The sequence below is a fragment of the Veillonella sp. T34266-5 genome, assembly GCF_002959815.1.
Classification (GTDB): Bacteria; Bacillota; Negativicutes; order Veillonellales; family Veillonellaceae; genus Veillonella; species Veillonella atypica.
The window spans coordinates 224846-244701 of record NZ_PPCZ01000004.1; the positions used below are offsets into that span (position 1 = coordinate 224846).

12 protein-coding genes are annotated in these 19856 nt (G+C 39.6%); 11 read left to right on the forward strand and 1 reads right to left on the reverse strand.

Going from position 1 to position 19856, the window contains the following annotated elements:
- Positions 1 to 195: 195 nt before the first annotated feature.
- From VIHSUH07_RS02790 to VIHSUH07_RS02840, 11 genes are all read left to right on the forward strand, one after another.
- The gene (locus VIHSUH07_RS02790; RefSeq protein WP_105083821.1) at positions 196 to 1524 is read left to right on the forward strand and encodes an S-layer homology domain-containing protein; all 1329 of its coding nucleotides are present in this window, start codon (positions 196 to 198) and stop codon (positions 1522 to 1524) included.
- A gap of 751 nt (positions 1525 to 2275) precedes the next feature.
- Positions 2276 to 3484, forward strand: a complete 1209-nt coding sequence (locus tag VIHSUH07_RS02795) for a hypothetical protein (protein WP_105083822.1) — start codon at positions 2276 to 2278, stop codon at positions 3482 to 3484.
- A 224-nt stretch (positions 3485 to 3708) separates the two neighbouring features.
- Positions 3709 to 5904 (forward strand): autotransporter outer membrane beta-barrel domain-containing protein, encoded by a 2196-nt coding sequence (locus VIHSUH07_RS02800; RefSeq protein ID WP_105083823.1) that lies wholly within the window; start codon positions 3709 to 3711, stop codon positions 5902 to 5904.
- A gap of 687 nt (positions 5905 to 6591) precedes the next feature.
- Positions 6592 to 7248, forward strand: coding sequence for a hypothetical protein (locus VIHSUH07_RS02805; protein ID WP_105083824.1), 657 nt, complete (start codon positions 6592 to 6594; stop codon positions 7246 to 7248).
- A 312-nt stretch (positions 7249 to 7560) separates the two neighbouring features.
- Positions 7561 to 8706 (forward strand): glycoside hydrolase family 3 N-terminal domain-containing protein, encoded by a 1146-nt coding sequence (locus tag VIHSUH07_RS02810; protein ID WP_105083825.1) that lies wholly within the window; start codon positions 7561 to 7563, stop codon positions 8704 to 8706.
- Positions 8707 to 8961: 255 nt separating this feature from the next.
- On the forward strand, positions 8962 to 9987 hold the full coding sequence (locus VIHSUH07_RS02815; protein ID WP_105083826.1) for an ATP-binding protein: 1026 nt from the start codon (positions 8962 to 8964) through the stop codon (positions 9985 to 9987).
- Between the two features lie 272 nt (positions 9988 to 10259).
- Entirely contained in the window at positions 10260 to 10835 is a 576-nt protein-coding gene (locus tag VIHSUH07_RS02820; protein WP_233187805.1) for an RNA polymerase sigma factor, read from the forward strand.
- Between the two features lie 315 nt (positions 10836 to 11150).
- A complete protein-coding gene (locus VIHSUH07_RS02825) occupies positions 11151 to 11759 on the forward strand; it encodes a hypothetical protein (protein WP_233187806.1) in 609 nt (202 codons plus the stop codon).
- 38 nt (positions 11760 to 11797) lie between these two features.
- Entirely contained in the window at positions 11798 to 13171 is a 1374-nt protein-coding gene (locus VIHSUH07_RS02830; protein WP_105083827.1) for a YadA-like family protein, read from the forward strand.
- 388 nt (positions 13172 to 13559) lie between these two features.
- Entirely contained in the window at positions 13560 to 16238 is a 2679-nt protein-coding gene (locus tag VIHSUH07_RS02835) for an S-layer homology domain-containing protein (RefSeq protein ID WP_233187807.1), read from the forward strand.
- Between the two features lie 138 nt (positions 16239 to 16376).
- A complete protein-coding gene (locus tag VIHSUH07_RS02840; RefSeq protein WP_105083828.1) occupies positions 16377 to 18101 on the forward strand; it encodes a YadA-like family protein in 1725 nt (574 codons plus the stop codon).
- 108 nt (positions 18102 to 18209) lie between these two features.
- Here VIHSUH07_RS02840 and VIHSUH07_RS02845 read toward each other — a convergent pair whose 3' ends face one another.
- On the reverse strand, positions 18210 to 19844 hold the full coding sequence (locus VIHSUH07_RS02845; RefSeq protein ID WP_105083829.1) for a class I SAM-dependent methyltransferase: 1635 nt from the start codon (positions 19842 to 19844) through the stop codon (positions 18210 to 18212).
- Positions 19845 to 19856: the final 12 nt, after the last annotated feature.

The following is a 19856-nucleotide window of genomic DNA, read 5'->3' on the forward strand; positions in this document are numbered from 1 at the left end:
TGGTAGAGGTTTTATTTTTACCCCCATGAAAATCCAATGAACTTTGCATTGAAATATAAAATCTTTGTTATAGTATGTTATACTTATGTTATATTCTGCATATAATGGTTATCACTTATAAGGGGTTGGGGAGATACGTGTTAGTAGGCCGATTTGCAGATGTGTATGGTTCTTTTTTTGGAGAGAGGTATAGTTATGAAAAAACAATTTGCCGCTATCTTTGCAGCAACAGCTGTGTTGGGTGTAACAACTGCGTTTGCAGCGAACCCATTTTCCGATGTAACCCCTGATTCTTGGGCCTACCAAGCCGTGTCTCAATTGGCTAGCACTGGCATCATCACTGGCTATTCAGATGGGACTTTCAGAGGCGAAAATGGCATTACTCGTTTCCAAGTGGCACAAATGGTAGCAAAGGCGCTTGCTAACCAAGATCGTGCGAATGCGGAACAACAAGCCTTGATTAACCGTTTGGCTGATGAATTCTCTAACGAATTGAATAATTTGGGCGTTCGCGTGGCTCGTTTAGAGGACCGCGTGGGTAATGTGAAAGTAACTGGCGATATGCGCCTTCGTTATCTTGGTTCCCAAAAGAAAGATGGTAACTATGTAAACGCTGTGGGCGATTACAGCAAAGGTTCTCAATTCGACGCGCGTGCTCGCATTCAATTCAATGCGAAGGTCAATGACCGCACAGACGCTGTCGTTCGCGTAACATCTGGGGACTTTGAATTTGGCGATGCAACTAATGGTGGCAATGCAACGGCTACTATCGATCGCGCTTATGTAAATCACAAATTTGGTGAACGCGTGTCTGTGAAAGCTGGTCGCTTCGACCAAATGCTCGGCAACGGTTTGATTTACGATGACACATTCGACGGCGTTCAATTCAATGCAGGCAACGACAAAGTTCAATTCCAAGCAGCCTACGGCTATGCTGTGGCAGGCGCTTTTGACGGTTTAACTAAGAAATCCAACAAAACTTTCACCTATGCAGGCCTTAAAGGTCAACTTAATAAACATGTGAACCTTGGTGGCTTCTATGCGCGTAGAAATGCACACAAATCCGGCAGTGGTGACCTCAGAAACATGTATGGCTTCAGCACAGACATGAACTTTGATAAAGTTTGGGTTGGTGGCGAATGGGTGAAAGCTGCTGGCGTTTCTCACGGTTCTGCATGGACTGCTGGCCTTGGCTATGGTGACTACGACCAAGCAAAACGCGGTTCTTGGGACGTAAAAGCGCAATACTTTAACTTCGGCCAAAACTTAGGCGCTGCATCCTCTACATGGGACATTGCATACGATACAACTAATACGGCATGGGCTACAGTTGCACCTGGTATAGCTACTACTACAATGAATTACCAAGGCTTTAAAGGTTGGTTATTAACTGCTGACTATGCATTACAAAAGAACGTAGGCTTAACAGCATACTACGGATTTAATAACAAAACAAACAAGGCTACTGGCGATAACGAAAAACTTTCCAACTACTACCGCGTAGACCTTAACTACCAATTCTAATATGATGATTGGTATCGTTCATAACTAAAACAATCCCCTTGATGAGTATCTAGGTACTCTTATCAAGGGGATTTTAAATTAGAACAGGCCTGTTCTAATTTATGAAACATTATATATGTATTGAGTTCATTTGAATTTGACGATATATATAATTATCTTTATAATATAAGAAGATAGTCGGACGAGTAGATTCGTCAGGCTCATCTCAGTAATTCAAATGCATGATGAAATAGCCTTTCAGTTACCTAGCTATCCTAGGATAACGAAGGGCTATTTGTCTTTTCCAAGACAAATAAGAGCCACAAGTGCACCAAAGGCAATAACAATAGTCATCACCTCTAGAATTATCATGATTAACTCATAATCACTCATAGAGCACCCCTCCCTCCATTAACGAAGAGAGACCCAACCTCGCTGACTATCTTAAACTAATTATAATGCGAACATATGAGTTAAGCAATAAGCATCTATAAATACAGATATACGAATTAAAGGAAAATAAGGATTTTACATTAGAATAGGCGTGTACTAATTAGTAAGATGAGCCTGATATAGTGTCTCTAGAATTAGAACAGGCGTGTTCTAATTCTTAAGAGAGGTATAAAAGGGCTCAACCAATGCTACCGGCCTGTTCTAATTTTCAGTTGATATATTAATAGGTCGAGGCCTTGCCTCTAGAATTAATATACCCTCTCGTGATATATTACAGATAAGTAGTATTTTTACGTTCATATGTATAAGGAGATACTCTATGTTTCGCTTTCAAACTGAGTTACTATTGCGTTTACAGAAACAATTTCTATCTGAACATGAGTCTGATTTCAAACCTATTGAGGATTTGATAGAAGCATTTATGACTCAATATAATCGTGGTGATTTTAATGATACGATAGAAATGAAATTACGTGATTTATATGAGGCTGCAGAAGAGGCTGATACGACTGAGGAATCAAAGAAATTCTACAATAAGATTCTTGCGTTATGTCCTGATGAAGTAGATGCTAAACGGGAACTTATAGCTCTTGAGTTACATCCAAGCTTTCAACTTCATCAGCTAAAACAGCTAGTAGAATCGTTGAAAAAACCTAAGAAAATGGATTGGCATATAATAGAGTCTCGGCCTTATATGCGCTGCCTCATCGACATGGGGATGATATATTTAGAATACAATATGCATAATGATGCGATTGCATGCTTTACTCCTGTCTTTCACGGGGACAAGCAAGATCATTCGGGGTTCCTTGTGTACATGATGGTTGCTTGTTGTGGCGCTGCCAATTGGGATCGTGGTCGCAAGGTGTATCAACGTTATCTTGCATGTTGCGATGATATACAAAATGCATTTAATCAGGCGCCGGATATCATGTTGCCGATGCATATGCTGTATATTTTATTGGCTTTGCAGTGTGGTGAAAGCAAGGTTGCCCATGATGTATTAGCAGATCTTGTTGATGAATATGAAGATATTGATTGGTTATTACAAGATGCAACGCGCTGGAACGATTTTGTAGAAGACCATTTAGAGGCCATTATGTATATGGTACATCAAGTGATTAACATAGATTTTGACCCACGGGAATTGATAAGTTTATATACTGCTATCTCATTTTTACCGACTCAATTGGTGATTTTTGAAAGTCCATTATGGCAGATTTTATATGATGCGTATGAACGTGTTACTGGTCGAACTGTTGCGAATCGGTACTCTAATGATAGTTATATAGGAAAACACGAGTCCGCTCATATGAGTCCCGTAGAGGTTGCTAAAGGCGGGGCTGTGCGTAGCAATCCGGTATATGACAATATACGGTTTGGTGCACAAATTACGCTTTCACAAGCCGGCCTATACACAGTAGATGATTTTAAAACAATTACTAAACAAGAAGTATTGATGTTACCGGGCATTGGTAAAAAAACAGTGGAACAACTAGAGCATAATGGTGTTATATTTAAAGCCTAAGATGTGACTTGAGTTCACTAGCTATCCTAGGATAACGAAAGGCTATTTGTCTTTTCCATAACTAAAACAATCCCCTTGATGAGTATCTAGGTACTTATCAAGGGGATTTTAAATTAGAACAGGTCTGTACTAATTTTTCCTCTGGTATTTACAAATGATAATCTATAAAATATAATTTAAGATAATTTATAGTTTATTTATGTTGTGAGAGTGAGAGGATTTTTATGAGACATATAAGTAAAGCAAAGCTATCGCTAGCTGTAGCGCTGACAATTGCTGGCATGATTATTCCTAATGCTATGGCTATGGATGATGATGGTGTAATTCGTGCTGATAATTTTTATGTTATGAATCTAGGTGAAGTACCGGGAGTTCCTGAAGGTATCGAGGCCGATCATAGAGCGATTATTGCTATAGATCGTGTACATGCTCGTGCAACTGATGATAGACCTGCTATTATAGTGGCTAAGAATGATAGTTCCATTACTATTAGAGAAGGATTAATTCAAGTAGGAAATGTAAGTAGACCTGTAGTAATCTCTAATGGTGGAGTTGTAAATCTTGGCGTTGATGGTTCTCATGGAAAAATACAAGGTTATGATATCAATCTTGACGGTGATGTGCGCATTGACGGCCATGATGAGACTTCCTCTATAATCAATATTGGTTTAGATAATAAAGATGCATTATGGGTTGGTTTTGCTCTTAATTTAGCAGATAAAAATTCTCCTCATGATAATCATATCAATGTATTTCTTGGTGAACAGGGGTATTGGGATCATTTTTATCAAGGTGGTTTATCTGGTACAAGCTATTCTACTATGACTACACCGAGTCATGTACATCGTTTAGTAGGTGCTAAGAACCGCAATTTTAACAATGGTGTTACACAATCTGAGCATAATGAAATCCATATAGATAAACTCGAGGGCCATGTGAACTTTATTTATGATCCTAATGACGAATATGCAGATACCGAAGATCCAGAATATACACCGCCAACCACAACATATAATGGTTTAACGGCTGATTCCTTCTGGGGTGGTGACATTCATATCACAAGTGCAGCCCCTAATTCTGGCGCTCATCTATACACTAGCCGCAAAGGACTAGATTTGTCTACTGAGGATAATGTAAACAAGGTTTTAGATAATCTTGCACATAAGGTGTATTACCATAACTATGTGACTGGTGAAAGAAACCTTGAAGGTACAGTAGCGATTGCTTCTGAAGGTGCTGAATCTGGACGCTTTAAGATATTAACATCTGGTTATGCTAAAGACGGTGCTATTACATGGCAAGCCGATCAAAACGGTCAAGGTAAATATGTGTACGGTAATACAACAGTAACACCTGTGCCACAACCAGAGCCAACACCGGCACCGCAACCAGTGCCAACACCAACACCAGTGCCAACACCGGCGCCACAACCGGCACCAACGCCAACACCAGCGCCACAACCAACACCAACACCGCAACCGGCGCCACAACCAACACCAGCACCGCAACCGGCACCAGCCCAATCAACGGCATATGATACTCCGCATATGCGTGGTGCTCGTTCTGCGATTATGAGTAATATCAATGGCTGGCGCACATTAACAAATACTTACCGTCCTCGCGCATTGCAACAAGGCGCAACAACAGGTATTTGGGCCCATATCGGTGGCGGTCAATATAGCTATGATGCACAAGGTATTGATACCGACACAACCTATACACGCATTCAAGGTGGTTACGACGCTAAAACTAGTAGCGGTTGGACCGTAGGTGGTCAAGTGTCTTACCTTCGTGGCCATGATGATTATGTATTCAATGGCTCTGGCAAAGAAAAGGCCTTTGCTGTTGGTGCCTATGGTTTGAAAGACCTCGGCCAAGATCAATACATTCAACTTGAATCCCAAGTTGGTCGTGTAACGAATACTTTCACAGCTCGTAATGAAATTGGTGAAAGCCTATCTGGCGAAACGAAGGCTAATGCATACACTATCGGCGCTCGCTATGGTAAAACTGTGAAATTACAAAATGGTGTATACATCGAACCGCAAGCACAATTGAGCTATACTCACTTTGGTGGAGATAGCTTTAATGCAGGCACCATGCATGTAGACCAAGCTGGTGTAAGCAGCACTGCTGGCGGTCTTGGCCTTGAAATTGGTAAGACATTTGGCGCAGGCAGTATCTATACTCGTATCGGCGTTAACCATGCCTTCTCTGGCTCGGTAAAAACTACATACACAAGTGGTTCTACTGTGAAATCAACAGAACAAGACCTTAAAGGGACATGGACTGACCTTGCATTCGGTGGCCGCTATGGCATCAACGCTAACAACAGTATCTACGCTGATATTAGCAAAGGTCTATCTGGCGACTATAAAGCAGGATGGTCTGTGAACGCTGGATTTACACATAAATTCTAAGATATGTTTACCTAAAACAATCTGAGAATATAGTCGATATATAAAATAGCCCCCGAGTACTAATAGCTGTATATATTAGCTGTTAGTACTCGGGGGCTTTTATAATTTTAACTCATATATCTGTATTTATAGATGCTTATTGATTAACTCATATGTTCTCATTATAATTAGCTTCTCTTATTTGTCTTGGAAAAGACAAATAGCCCTTCGTTATCCTAAAGTAACTAGGTAACTGAAAGGCCATTTCATCACGTTTATAATACTTGAGATGAGCCTGACGGATCTACTCGCTTGGCTATCTTCTTTTATTATAAGGAAAATTATATATATCGTCAAATCCAAATAAACTTAATCAATTATATGGTATCTCTAGAATTAGAACAGGCGTGTTCTAATTTTAAAAGGGTATGTACGAAGGTTCGGAAATTACTACAGGCCTGTTCTAATTTTAAGGAGCAGTATCAAAGGGGCCTATCAATACTACAGGCCTGTTCTAATTCCAAATAGGGATGTCAGAGGAACGCAATCTCAGAAAATGTGGTATAATAAGTTGTTAAATCGTATACAATCATTTTTATACTTACATAATCTACCTACCATTAGTATATATTAATGTATATATTAAGATGTGATTCATATAATATATATAGTATTAATATAGGTAGTAATTCATAATGAGGAGGCCTCATGTTTCAACGTATGTGTGCAGTGGCTATGTTTGTAGCAGCGCTGTTTATATCTGTTATACCCAATGCCGATGCTCGGCAAGATATTTATGCTTTCACCTATAATGGCAATAATTGGTATGTGGACCGCGATTCGATTGACCGCAGTAAACCGGACGGGTTGCTACATTTTACGGTGTATACCATGATTGGCTTGCGTTATGATGTGGCCAGTGGCAGTGAGTATTACAACGCTGATGTATATTATTACGATCAAAAATTGTCTACCGAAGGTGGTCAATTATTGTATCGCAACCCAGGCATCTTGGCGGCGACTCGTGTGGCACGTCAACAACCGGATGCGCCTAAACAAGCACCAAAACCAGTGGTAGCACAGCAAACAGCATCTCAATCGATAGCAGCTCAAACGGCGGCTCAATCTGTAGCGCCAACGGCACCGCAACCAAATATCGTCAAGGCTTTATCGACACCGGTTCAAGCCCCTGTACCTGCTAATGGTCCTGTGAAAGTAAACACTCAAATACCTATTGTATTACCAACAGGCCCAGTGAAAAAGGTGGCGGCTAAAACGGTGATGACCTTCCATAATACATCAAAACAAACGACAGGTACGACATCTGAATCCGATGAAACAGAGGCGAATCGTACTCGTAAATAATCCTAAAAACTGCAATTTAGTCTTATGTATACTGAGAATGTATCAGTTACAGTATATATGACTAGGTTGCAGTTTTTATTTTGTATATATGAGGCTGTCTGAAGAAATTTCTAACTTGTAATCTGTATGCATTCCTTTTTATCAATATGCGGAATCAGCAGGTTGAAAATTGTGGTCTTTTAATGAGGCATTAATGAAATAGATGGTATATAATAGAATGTATAAAGTGTTAACTATAGACTGATGGCTGAGAGGACAGAGGTCTAACCGTAACTTGATTGTATTTGAGCTGTCAATAGAGGGTAGAGAGATATGGAGCAGTTCGTAAAGAGGCTGGCTTGCGGTGTATTGACAATAGCCATGATAGGCATCCTTGTAGGGTGTAGTCGAGAGACGCCGAGTACGACGGCAAGTTCTGACCGTGCGCCCGTAGGGTATAAGGCGATTGCCGCCATGAATGCGTCGGCTGCGGAAAAGGCGGACCGCAGTGTGCGCACGATGTCACAAGAGGACAAGATTGGTCAGTTAATGTGTATCGGTCTAGAAGGCACTACATTTGACGAGTCACAAAAAGAATTAGTACGTAAATATCGCGTAGGCGGTATTGTATTAGATAATGATAATATGGAATCTAAGGAACAAGTGCGGGCTTTCACAAAAGGCATACGAGACACTGCGAATACGTCCAGCCTCATGCCACCGTTCATCGCCATGAATCGGGAACGCATGCAGTATAGACCTAATTTGATGCTGCCTTGGACGGACCCTAAGTTGTTATCGAAGCAGGGCCTTGATGCGGTGTCGAGTCTAGCGACGCGCACGGCCATTGAGATGCGCGACCTTGGGTTTAATCTCAATTTGGGTGTCATGGTGAATACCCACTCATTTTACTCGTACACGAGCGATGTGGACCGGGCGGCGCGCATCGGTGAGACCATTACTAAACGCTATGCGGTGAATCGCGTGTTTACGGGGTACCAATATTTTCCAGGCGGCGCTGATTACACGGTGCCGGGCATGAAATTAGATGCGTCTAAGGCGAGCCTCATGGACGATGATGGCCGCGTTTTTGCTCAGCTCATCGATGCGACGCGTGACGAACATCCTATGATTATGGTAAATGCTGTGAAAGTAACCTCTATTGACGCCAATCAGCCGGTGAGTCTATCTAAACCGATTATTACAGATTGGCTACGGAATGAACTGGGCTTTGAGGGCGTGGTGATGACCGATGATATCGAGGTCGGCGCCGCTATTGCTGGTATGTCCATAGAGGATTATGCGGTGCGTACCATTAATGCAGGCAGCGACATGGTTATTCTTTGTAAGCATGCCAAGCACATCAAGGCAGTTCACGATGCGTTAACACAGGCTGTAGAGAATGGAACCATTTCCGAAGCACGCCTTGATGAATCGGTGCGCCGCATCATGCTCATGAAATTTAGCAATGACCGATAGATATGGCTTACAACTGTAAGCTTTAATAATAAGAATGTAAAATTAGGCATAGAAACTCTTTTCTTGTAATAATGTACTCTCTTTACTGGACAACCAGTACAAGGGGTACATAGCATAATGGGAAAAGAGTTTTTTTATGTGTAAAAAATGAATTTATTATCTATTTGTTAAAATTTGCAAGATATATTTTATAGTTTATTTAAAATATGATATAATAAACTCCTGAGAACTATTTTAAGGGAGGTGAGATCTTATATGAAATGTAGTAACCATGAGGCGGTCATTGACGCCATAATGGAACTATACAATCAGGACCGCATGGAAATGAGTGTTGTACACGGTCCTTACAGCGTTGGTAAAACGTATATCGCTAGAGCGTTACAGGCTCGATTAGGCAAAGATCATACAATATATCTGCTTGGTCGCTTGGCGAATGAGTCCATTCATATTCGATCAATTGAGAGAGAACTAAAGGTGCCATCGGGGTCTTTTAAGACTCTAGAGGATGCATTGCGTGGCGTTTTTCAAGCAAGTCTTGACAAGCGAATCACGCTCATCATAGATGATTATCCTTCATTTGTGGATACAGTTCCACAAGCGCCTATCATATTGCGTGACTTGATGGAAACCTATCGCGACCATGGCAAAGTATTCGTACTTCTCATGGGAACCCATGTAGATGAATTGAAAGGTCGCATCATCGGCGAATCAAGCTTGATTGCAGCCTACATCCATAGTTATTTCAAGGTCAATCCGTTCACACTTGATGATGTGAGAGCATTAGGTTGGGACTATACGGATGAAGATCTTGTTAAGCTATATCATGTAACAGGTGGTATGCCGGGGAACCTCGTGCATATAGATCCCGCCTTATCGGTAGATGAAAATATTGTGCGTCTATTCTTCAGACCACAAGGCATATTATGTACGGAACCACAACGATTGCTTATGCGCTACATTCGTAATGTAGGCGCCGCTAATGCGATTCTCTATGCGTTGGCACAACTGGATAAGCCGTTCTATACAGAATTATGTCATGCTAGTGAGCTTAAGAGTGGTACCTTTGCAACCCGTATGGCCGACCTCTTGGATATGGAAATTATTGGACGTATTCAAGGTGGTAGCCGTGGTCCATTGCGTTACGCAGATTATCATTTTGTGAATACTATGTTCCAATTTTGGTACCAGTTCGTGTTCCCAAATCTTGAGGAAATTAATTGCGGTCAAGGGCAATATATTTACGATACCATTGCAAAACCTGCGCTAGATACACTCGCTTAATACAATCGTTTTAGTGAAATGAATTCGAATTCGTGCGACTTGTAATTGATTCGAACTCGCTCATTGTACAACGATCGATTCAAATTCATACAGCTATGAAAATTGATCTAAATTGACGTACTTTTCTGAAATAGGTTTGTAATTATACACAAATACATATGTAACAACAAAAATTCCGCTGTAAATCTATGCATTTATAGCGGAATTTCTCGTTTGTCTAAATACTCAATTGGGTGTATATTCCAAGTAAGCCTAGGCAGAAAGGAACGAATATGAACGTGAAACATGTGGTTTGTCCCCAAAAGGTGTTGCAAGCGGTGACAGACCTTAGTTTAGTGCGCGTCTGTCAAGAACGTCGTGTATCGGTGCTCAGTACGGAACGAGCCGTGTGGCCTATCGAGGAACTGACTATCGATGCGGCACAAATTGAACTATGCCGACGCTATCGGCCGCTTATCATGCGGTATGCAACCCGATGTAGTACGGCTATGATGACGGATGACGTCGAATCATTTCTGTGGATCATCTTTATCGAATCCATCTATAGCTTTCACACATCGGGAAAGGTACCATTTTCTGGCTATGTGAAAGCAGCCATTCATTATGGTTATCTTAATTTTTATAAACAATCAGCTCATCAGTGGCGCCACGAGTTGACCTTGCCTCTATGCAGCGGTGATGATGTATCAGAGCCCGCCATGGATCAATTTCCTGATGACGTAAATATTGAACGAGATATTATCGAAAACGTGAGCGACGACGAATTGCGCAATCGTCTGTGGTCTGCTTTCAGAAAACTGCCACGCGAGCAACAGCAATTGTTGTTTGCCTTATATCGAGATGCGTAGACATAGGTTGTGAAATACATCAGTCTAGACAGGCTGTGCAACAACGCCATCAAAAGGCCATCGACCAATTGCGGTACTATATGATGGTAGCGGATAACAAAGAATTCGATATCCAAGATATGCAAAATATGCATAGTTATAAGTAATATTAAAAAAACTAAAATATTTTTTAATTTATATATTTACAGTTTGTAATTATAGGTATACAATTGACTCATAAGTGCTGCTAAAGCACCTACTATAACACGTGTTATTTATAAGCTTTTACAAGAGGAATTCCTTAATATTATTACTCCTTTAATATAAGAAGAGGTCATGATGATGCATAATACAACGTGTCAAAATGTAAGTAATAACGAATTAATTTCTTGTAACCCCAATGCCATATATGGAGATGTAGATCACCATATATGTTGCTTGATCCCAATCTATATTGACGGCGGTGATTGTACCGCGTGTTATTATGTAGATGGTCGGCGTGAAATCATCCATAAATCCATTAAGATGGTATTACGAGAAGTAGCGCACCATGAGGGAGTTCTAGCAAACGGCATTCAATCGTCGAGGCGGTCAAAGCCGATGTATACGGACCCTAGAACAATGAGTCCGAACATGACATTTGCGAGCCTGAAATCGCGCAAAGCAATCGGGCGTGATGTGGTATATGGTCTATTCAATGTTATCATTCCATTTCAATACCGCATTGAGCCAGGACCAGAACCACATACAACGTATATCATCATAGGAGACTTTGATCCTATACTCGTATTTCATTCCCCTGACCACGTGCAACGTAAACTACGCGATGCTTTGTTAGAACATCTTGATTATACGAAACGGATACTTGCTAAATTGAGTACTTGCGGAAATCCTTACGTGGTGGCTGAAATATATGGTACATCGAGAACGCTAGCGGGAGTATAGCAACATGGTGTAAGAGAAGAGTGTAGGAGGGACGTAACATGAATTACGCAACAAAATTAAGTGTTGTAACAATGGTTAGTGTGTTTAGTGTATCTTTTATGGGCTTGGTGCAAGCCGCTGATACACCTATCGTTTCAACTGGTGGTGTAGCCTATAATATTGGACTACAAGGATCTACTTTTACCAATTCAGATAATGTTCAGCTTGGTGGTAATACTGGGGCAGCTAATAGTGATCCATATTCCCATACAGGAGATCCGAATGCAAAGGGTAATAATATCGCTATTGGTCGTCTTGCTTTAAATGGTTCTCAAGGTGGTGGCAATGTAGCACTTAGTTCTAAGACCTTTGTAGGTGGTAAAGGTGATTATAACTTCTTAGGCAACTTTGCAGCCGGTTATAATTCAACCATTTCCGATACAATTGCAATAGGGTATTTTGCAGGTTCTTATTCTCAAGGCAATAAAAACGTATGGCTTGGTACTTCTCAAGCTGCCTCTAGTAAGGCTAATAATACCGTATTAATCGGTTCTAACTCTACTGTAAATGGTAATTTTAACTATGGCATGGGTCATGGTGTTATCTTTAAAGGTGACAAGAATTCTGCTGTGGGCGCATATAACAAGATTGAAGGTAACCAATCGGGCGCCTTTGGTGTAGGTACGTATAATGTGGCTACCGTTAAGGGGGATAACTCCTATAGCGTAGGTAACAAGAACAAAATTGATGCCAATAATACATTCGTAATGGGTAATAATGTAAAAACATCTCTAGATAATGCAGTTGTATTAGGTAATAATTCCACTGCTGAAAGTAGTGATGTGGTGAGCACTCCAAGCTATACCTATGTAGGCGGTACCGTTAACTTTGCCGGCACTACACCAGTATCTACTGTATCGGTAGGTGCTACTGATGCAGAACGTACCATCACTCATGTGGCAGCTGGCCGCGTTAGCGCGGAATCCACGGATGCCATCAATGGTTCCCAATTATATGGTGCGAACCAACAAATCGATAATCTGTACAATAAAATTAGTAATATGGGAAAAGAGGCCAATAAAGGCGATGCTCGTGCTGCGGCACTAGCTGCATTACATCCAATGCAATTTGATCCAGATAATCGAGTACAAGTGATGGGTGGTATTGGACACTATAAAGATGCCAATGCCCTAGCTCTCGGTGTGGGTTACTATCCAAAGGAAAACTTGCTACTTACAGCAGGTGCCACTGTAAACGACCATATCATGGCTAACCTTGGTGTATCCTACAAATTCGGCGAAAACAAAACGTTACAAAACATCTCTCCTGCTTCCTATAACGCTCTCGAACAACGGGTTGATACATTGGAGGCTCAAAATAAAAAGTTACAAGAAACAGTAGATATGCTCTTACAAAAATTGAATAATAAATAATAGTTAAATATTCTATAGTATGTGTATCGTAAGTGAATCTGTTATAGAATAAAGCTAATATGTAAGCGGATAGTTATCCTTTATGGTGTACTATCCGCTTTTTATTTTGTTTAACGGTCTTGCAAAAATATTTGTTTTTAAACTCGGTTTAAAAAATGTATTCTATTAAGAAATAGGATTCTATAGTAAATCTTATATTGTAAGATATATTACAGATGGTTATTAAAGAAATAAGTATAAGGTATATTTAAAAATCGTTAACTTCATATTAAATTAATGATTTTACAAATCAAAGCAAAGTGGTATAATATTGAAATATAAAGATAAGATGAATTTTGTGTATATATAATTCATCTTGTGTATAATTTGTGAAATGGAGAGCGGTAAAATGAACAAACGAAAACGTTTATTAGCTTTATTAATTAACGGTGTGTTGTTGTCTAGCTTATGTATGGTAGCTAGCGCTGCAGATACAGCAACAGGTACGGGGAATGGCATTGCTTATGGTACAGGTAGTACTGCACCAGAGGTTAAAAATGTAGCTATTGGTAATGGTGCTGAAATTAATTATGCAAATGGTACTAATCGTCCTGCTACTGGAGATATTGCTATTGGCAGTGGTGCACATACAAATAACTATGTTAACCAAGGTGGTGGCATAGCGATTGGTGAAAAAGCTTTTTCTGAAAATATGGCAGGTACGCAAGAGGCTAATTTTAATTTTAAACAGACTACATTCCAAGGCTCTGGATTTTTTGGCTTTAGTGCGCCATTTGTTCCAGCTGATCCAACTAAAGTACCAACTGGTGTAGCTATTGGTCAAAATACATATGCTCGTTCTGGTGGGATTATGATTGGTACTCATAATTATAAGGGCGACATTGGGGATACCACAGTAGATACAAATAATGTTAGTAGTATGCGTTCTCATAATGTGAGTGTAAATGCAACTACAGTTGGTGTTAATAGTTTTAATAATGCTACCTTTGGTGTAGTTAATGGTGCCTATTCTGCTATCACAGGTGCCTATGATGGTGGATCATTCAGCTCACAAGCAGCACAAAACTTTGGTGCAACTATTACAGGTTCTTTAAATAGTATCGAGTCTAAGACTGCAATTAGTGGCTACTCTGGTATAGGTAATAGTATTGTTGGTACAGCAAATAGAACGTTTAATTCCAATGGCTCCATTATCATGGGGGCTGGCAACGAAATTACAAATTCTGTTAAAGCTATTTCTGGTGCACCAACTAGCGGTGGCAATTCTGCAAAAGCATTAGCTGAGAAATTACGTACTTCTGTTAAAAAATCTGACGGTGGCGGTGCTACAATGGCTTTCGGTGGTGGCAACAAGGCTGACTATACATTGCGTACCTCTATGATTGGTATCAAAAACACTGTAACAGGTGCTAATGGTGCTGAAAGTGCGGATAACCTTGTTATGGGTGTAGGTAATACTGCATCTAATGTACAGCATTTGACTGCTATCGGTTCTAAGAATACTGTATCTGATGCTAATAATACAGTTATCGTTGGTGATAACCGTAAGGTAACAGGTGTTAATAACACTGTCATTATTGGTTCTAGCGACGCAGAAACTACTACAACTGTGAACGATGCAGTAGCTATTGGTCATAATACAGAAGTATCTAAAGAAGGTGGCGTAGCACTAGGTAGCGGCTCTAAAGCAACTGTAGCAGCTGGTGAAGTAGGTTATGATATTAGTACAAATACGGCATCTACTGATACGACTTCTACATGGAAAGCGACAGCATCTGCTGTGTCTGTTGGTGATGTAGCGAATGATGTAACACGCCAAATTACATCTGTTGCAGCCGGTACAAAAGATACTGATGCGGTTAACGTGGCTCAACTTAAAAAGGTAGAAACTAAAATCTCTACTGTTGAGGCAGATGCTAAAAAGCATACTACTGTTGTAGCAGGGGATAATACAACTGTTACACCTGGTACAAATGCTAATGGCGGTGTTGAATACAAAGTAGCTGTAAATAAAGATTTAGTAGATATGAACTCTGCTACCTTCGGCAAAGCTACTGATAATGTGCGTTCTCGTATCGATAAAGACCGTGCTAGCTTCTTCAACGGTAGCGAAAATATTGGTATTTCACCTACTGGTGTTCAAATCGAAAACACAGATACCTTAGAACAAGCAAGATTTGATAAAACCGGTATGTATGCAAGTGAAGGAAGTAACACTGTTTACTACACTACAAATGGTATCAGCGCAGGCGACCAAATCATTAAAAATGTGAAAGCTGGTGTAGCAGATACTGATGCAGTTAATGTATCTCAACTTAAACGCGTACAAGATCAAATTCAAGGATCCTCTGTTGACATCAAGAATATCAAAGGTGACATTTCTAAGTTAGATAAACGTGTTAATCGAGGCGTAGCAGGTGCAGCTGCATTGGCTGCATTACATCCACTTGACTTTGACCCAGATGCTAAATGGGACTTTGCAGCTGGTTATGGTCATTACCACGATGGTAATGCTGCTGCTTTAGGTGCTTTCTATCGCCCTAACGAAGATGTTCAATTGAGCTTGGGTTCTACTGTCGGTAATGGTGAAACTATTGTGAATGCAGGTCTTTCTGTGAAAGTCGGCGCTCACAGCAATGTATCTCGTTCTCGTGTAGCTATTGGTAAAGAAGTATTAGAACTTAAGAAAACTGTGGCGATTCAAAATGCACAAATCCAAAAATTGACAACTCTTTTAAATGGTGTAGCTGGTACAAATATGAAAGCTGACCGTACTACATTATTCCCAGATGTACCAAGCAATCACTGGGCATATGAAGCTGTTAGCGATTTATCTCGTCGTGGCTTAGTAGAAGGGTACCCTGATGGAACATTCGGTGGGGACCGTATGTTAACACGTTATGAGTTTGCACAAATCGTATACCGTGCTATTCAAAACGGCGTACAAGTAAACGAACAACTCGTAACAGAATTTAGCCCTGAAATGGCATTGTTCCGTGTTGATACAGTGGCTAAAAATCATCAAGGAGAACCAACTATTGAACGTGTTCGTGTCAATAAAAAATAGTTAAGAGTGTAAGTTATATAAAAAAGTAATAATTTATTGATTATATATAATAGCAGATAGTTAGTTTAGCAAGTCCAATTATCTGCTATTTTTATGTAATAAATATATAAGTATTATTTAATTAGGGGATGTTAGATTATGGTAAAGTTCAACAAAAAAACAATGTTAATCGCTATGACTATGGCTTCTATAACGGGGTCTGTATTCGCTGGAGGTATTAATAATACGATTGATCCTGCGGCAGCGGCAGAAGGGGCAGAAGCCTTTGGTAATGGTAATACGATTTCAGCAACTGCTACGAGTGCGTTGGTTGCTGGATATAAAAATGTAGTAGATGGTGATAATGCGTTTGCTATTGGGGACAAAAATAAGGCTTTAGGTACGAATAGTATTGCTGGTGGGTCATTATCAGAGGCACATGGCAGAGATTCTTTGGCATTCGGTTCTTCTGCACAGGCATTAACTGATTATACTTATGCGATTGGGGCACAGGCTAGAACAAATGGTGAGCATACTATTGCGATTGGTAATGGTTCTTATGCATCTGCTAAAAGTGCAGTGGCTATTGGTAAATCTTCAAAAGCTACCGATGTCATGGCTACTGCAGTAGGATATGGCACAAAAGCATCTAACCAATATAGTAGTGCTATTGGTTATCAATCTGTGGCTTCTGGTGTGCAATCTACAGCTGTTGGTAGTGATGTAGAGACAACAGGTGATTATTCCTTAGCAACAGGTAATCATGCTGCTGCTAGTGGTGATTATAGTGCTGCTGTTGGGTATAAATCAAAATCGACAGAAGAATATGCTTTTGCTGCAGGTAATGAAGCCGTTGCTAGTGGTAACTCAGCGTTAGCCGTAGGTTCATTAGCAAAAGCATCTGGTAAAGATGCAATCGCTAATGGTCATTCTGCAATCGCTGATGGTGAAGCGTCCATTGCTATTGGTCGCAACGCGAGTGCATTAGGTAATAGTGCGGTAGCTCAAGGTAATGATACATTGGCAGATATTCCAAATAGTGTCGCTATTGGCTCTAATTCTGTAACCGATGCAGCAGTTGGTACAAGTACAATACAAGATAATGCAAGTGACATTAAATTTAGTAATGTCACATTTGCAGGCAGTACTCCAGACTCTGTTGTGTCCTTTGGTGCTAATGGTCGTGCTGGTACAAGTGGTGTTACAACTTATACTCGTCAACTTCAAAACGTCAGTGCTGGTAGAGTATCTTCTACATCTACAGATGCGGTTAATGGATCTCAACTCTATGATGTCGCTCTTGAAGCACAAAAATATAATACTATTGTAGCTGGTGATAATATTACGGTTACATCACAAGATAATGCGCATGGTCGTAAAGAATATACTATAGGATTGAGTCCTGATATCGTTAATCGAATTAACAGTTTCAGTAGTAATACTAATAGTTTGCGCAATATTATTGATGCTAATCAAAAAGAAGCACGTAAAGGTATTGCAGGAAGCGCCGCACTCGCTGGATTACATCCATTAGATTTTGACCCAGATCATAAATTAGACATAATGGCTGGATATGGTCATTATCATAATGCTAATGCTGCTGCTATTGGTGTAGCCTATCGACCAAATGAAGATATAATGATTACTGTTGGATCTACTGCTAATGGTGGGGATGATACTGTTTATAATGCAGGAATTTCTTATAAATGGGGCGCTAAGTCTGAAGTATCTCGTTCTAAAATAGCCATGGCTCGTGATTTAGCTGATGCTAAACGTGAAATTGCTAAATTACAAGCAGATAATGAACAATTTAAGGCTATTTTAAATTCCGTACTAGGTCTTAATATACAAACAGATCAAAATAAGGATCTAAAACATAATTAATAGAGTACGGTTATAACATAAAAAGATATAATATTATAAATTATATATATATATGATAAATGGCGAATAGTTGATATGTTAATCAACTATTCGCCATTTTTGTATTGGTTAACTTCTAAAAAATCCTAGATTTTCAATATGTTGTAAAGATTTTTCTAAATATTCATCATTTGGCACAATAAACGTAGTCCCATCTTTGCGTGTACGTTCTACTGTTAAATTTTCATCCATAATTGCTAGCATTGATTTTTTTGTAGTAGGCTTTGTGAGTAATCGCATCACAAATAAAAGACCTTCATCGATATCTTGATCGATTTGATTATACATATTACCTGTCGTCATATATTGAAGCCCATTACCTTCAGTGAGCGTTGCTATATATTTTATAAATTGTTCTGGTATATATGTTTTATTTTCAATAAATGGCAATTGATTATATCTTTCACCAAGTACATACACATGGCCTACGATAGCTAAGAGGAATAAACGTCTGTATATGCGATCCATGTCAATTTCAAAATCAGGATGGTGTACTGTTACATAGTTGACTACATCTTGAACATTGAATGGTTTTCTAAGGTCCATTAATTGTTTAATGGATATATATGATTTATCTTGCCATTCTGGTGGGGCACCATCATATTCATCTAATGCGGTATAGAAATAAAGACTATTTAATGTATCTATAGTTATTGTTTCATCGCGATTAATCATATCTTCGTTGATTGGTTTAGTGAGTAAAGCCATACGAAATTGCGTATCATATACGTAATCATAATACTGCTCTTTATCCACATGATTTCCTTGAGATAAGGCTGTGATATTTTCTACCACTGCATCATCGAGCCACGTAATAAATGAACGTTGTAACGATTCGTCACCAATGTAGGTACAACCTTGTTGCTCAGCCCATTTCACAAACTGTGATACATAAACAGGGTCATTATAGGATTCTAGATATTCGTGACCTACATAGTAATCATTAGAGTGGAGAACGCGATTAATATTTTTGATTTTGTAATCCGAGTATACCCGAGACCGTTCATCCATTTTCATCGTTTCAGCGATGAGTTTTAATACATTCTTCGTATACACCGTGCGATCTTTTAAGGAATCATGAGGTGCATGTTTTTCCGAATAGAGCATGATATCACGTAGTTGTTCTAATCGTTTCCATCCAGGATATGTATTATATGATATATAGGCAATGCCACGGTCTGATAAATTACGATTGCAAATAGAAAGAATTTTATCTTTCACTACATCAGGTACCCATGACCAAATGCCGTGTACGATAATGAAATCAAAGGTACCAAAATCATCATCGATGTCCATGATATCTTTCTCTAGCAATGTTACATTCGTGAGTCCCATTGAGTTGATAAGTTCATTCCCGTGTTGTACTTGTACTGATGATAGGTCTATGCCTGTGAAAGTAGCATTTGGATAATACAATGCTTGTGGAATGATATTCCCACCACAGGAGGAACCGAGTTCTAATACACGAGCCCCATTAATTGGAACTGGATTAAGTCCGTAAATACGACCTTTAGCGATAAGTGAATTAATATTTGTATTTGGAAATGCTTTTGAAATATAGAGAAAATTATCGTATGAATTTTTTAAATTGTCGATATCCGCTTGTGCATCTGTTGTAACATGCGCAGGTGGAGTAATATGCTGTGCTTGGTTTAGATTAGGTACTGCTGCCTCTAGTTTGTGTTGTGTATCGTCCTTTTTCATATAACATCCCCC

What these genes read in the sequence shown, in the direction of transcription:
- VIHSUH07_RS02795 (WP_105083822.1), top strand. Translation starts at nt 2,276, where the DNA reads ATGTTTCGCTTTCAAACTGAGTTACTATTGCGTTTACAGAAACAATTT.
- VIHSUH07_RS02810 (WP_105083825.1), top strand. Translation starts at nt 7,561, where the DNA reads ATGGAGCAGTTCGTAAAGAGGCTGGCTTGCGGTGTATTGACAATAGCC.
- VIHSUH07_RS02820 (WP_233187805.1), top strand. Translation starts at nt 10,260, where the DNA reads ATGAACGTGAAACATGTGGTTTGTCCCCAAAAGGTGTTGCAAGCGGTG.
- VIHSUH07_RS02830 (WP_105083827.1), top strand. Translation starts at nt 11,798, where the DNA reads ATGAATTACGCAACAAAATTAAGTGTTGTAACAATGGTTAGTGTGTTT.
- VIHSUH07_RS02815 (WP_105083826.1), top strand. Translation starts at nt 8,962, where the DNA reads ATGAAATGTAGTAACCATGAGGCGGTCATTGACGCCATAATGGAACTA.
- VIHSUH07_RS02790 (WP_105083821.1), top strand. Translation starts at nt 196, where the DNA reads ATGAAAAAACAATTTGCCGCTATCTTTGCAGCAACAGCTGTGTTGGGT.
- VIHSUH07_RS02835 (WP_233187807.1), top strand. Translation starts at nt 13,560, where the DNA reads ATGAACAAACGAAAACGTTTATTAGCTTTATTAATTAACGGTGTGTTG.
- VIHSUH07_RS02840 (WP_105083828.1), top strand. Translation starts at nt 16,377, where the DNA reads ATGGTAAAGTTCAACAAAAAAACAATGTTAATCGCTATGACTATGGCT.
- VIHSUH07_RS02825 (WP_233187806.1), top strand. Translation starts at nt 11,151, where the DNA reads ATGATGATGCATAATACAACGTGTCAAAATGTAAGTAATAACGAATTA.
- VIHSUH07_RS02805 (WP_105083824.1), top strand. Translation starts at nt 6,592, where the DNA reads ATGTTTCAACGTATGTGTGCAGTGGCTATGTTTGTAGCAGCGCTGTTT.
- VIHSUH07_RS02845 (WP_105083829.1), bottom strand. Translation starts at nt 19,844, where the DNA reads ATGAAAAAGGACGATACACAACACAAACTAGAGGCAGCAGTACCTAAT.
- VIHSUH07_RS02800 (WP_105083823.1), top strand. Translation starts at nt 3,709, where the DNA reads ATGAGACATATAAGTAAAGCAAAGCTATCGCTAGCTGTAGCGCTGACA.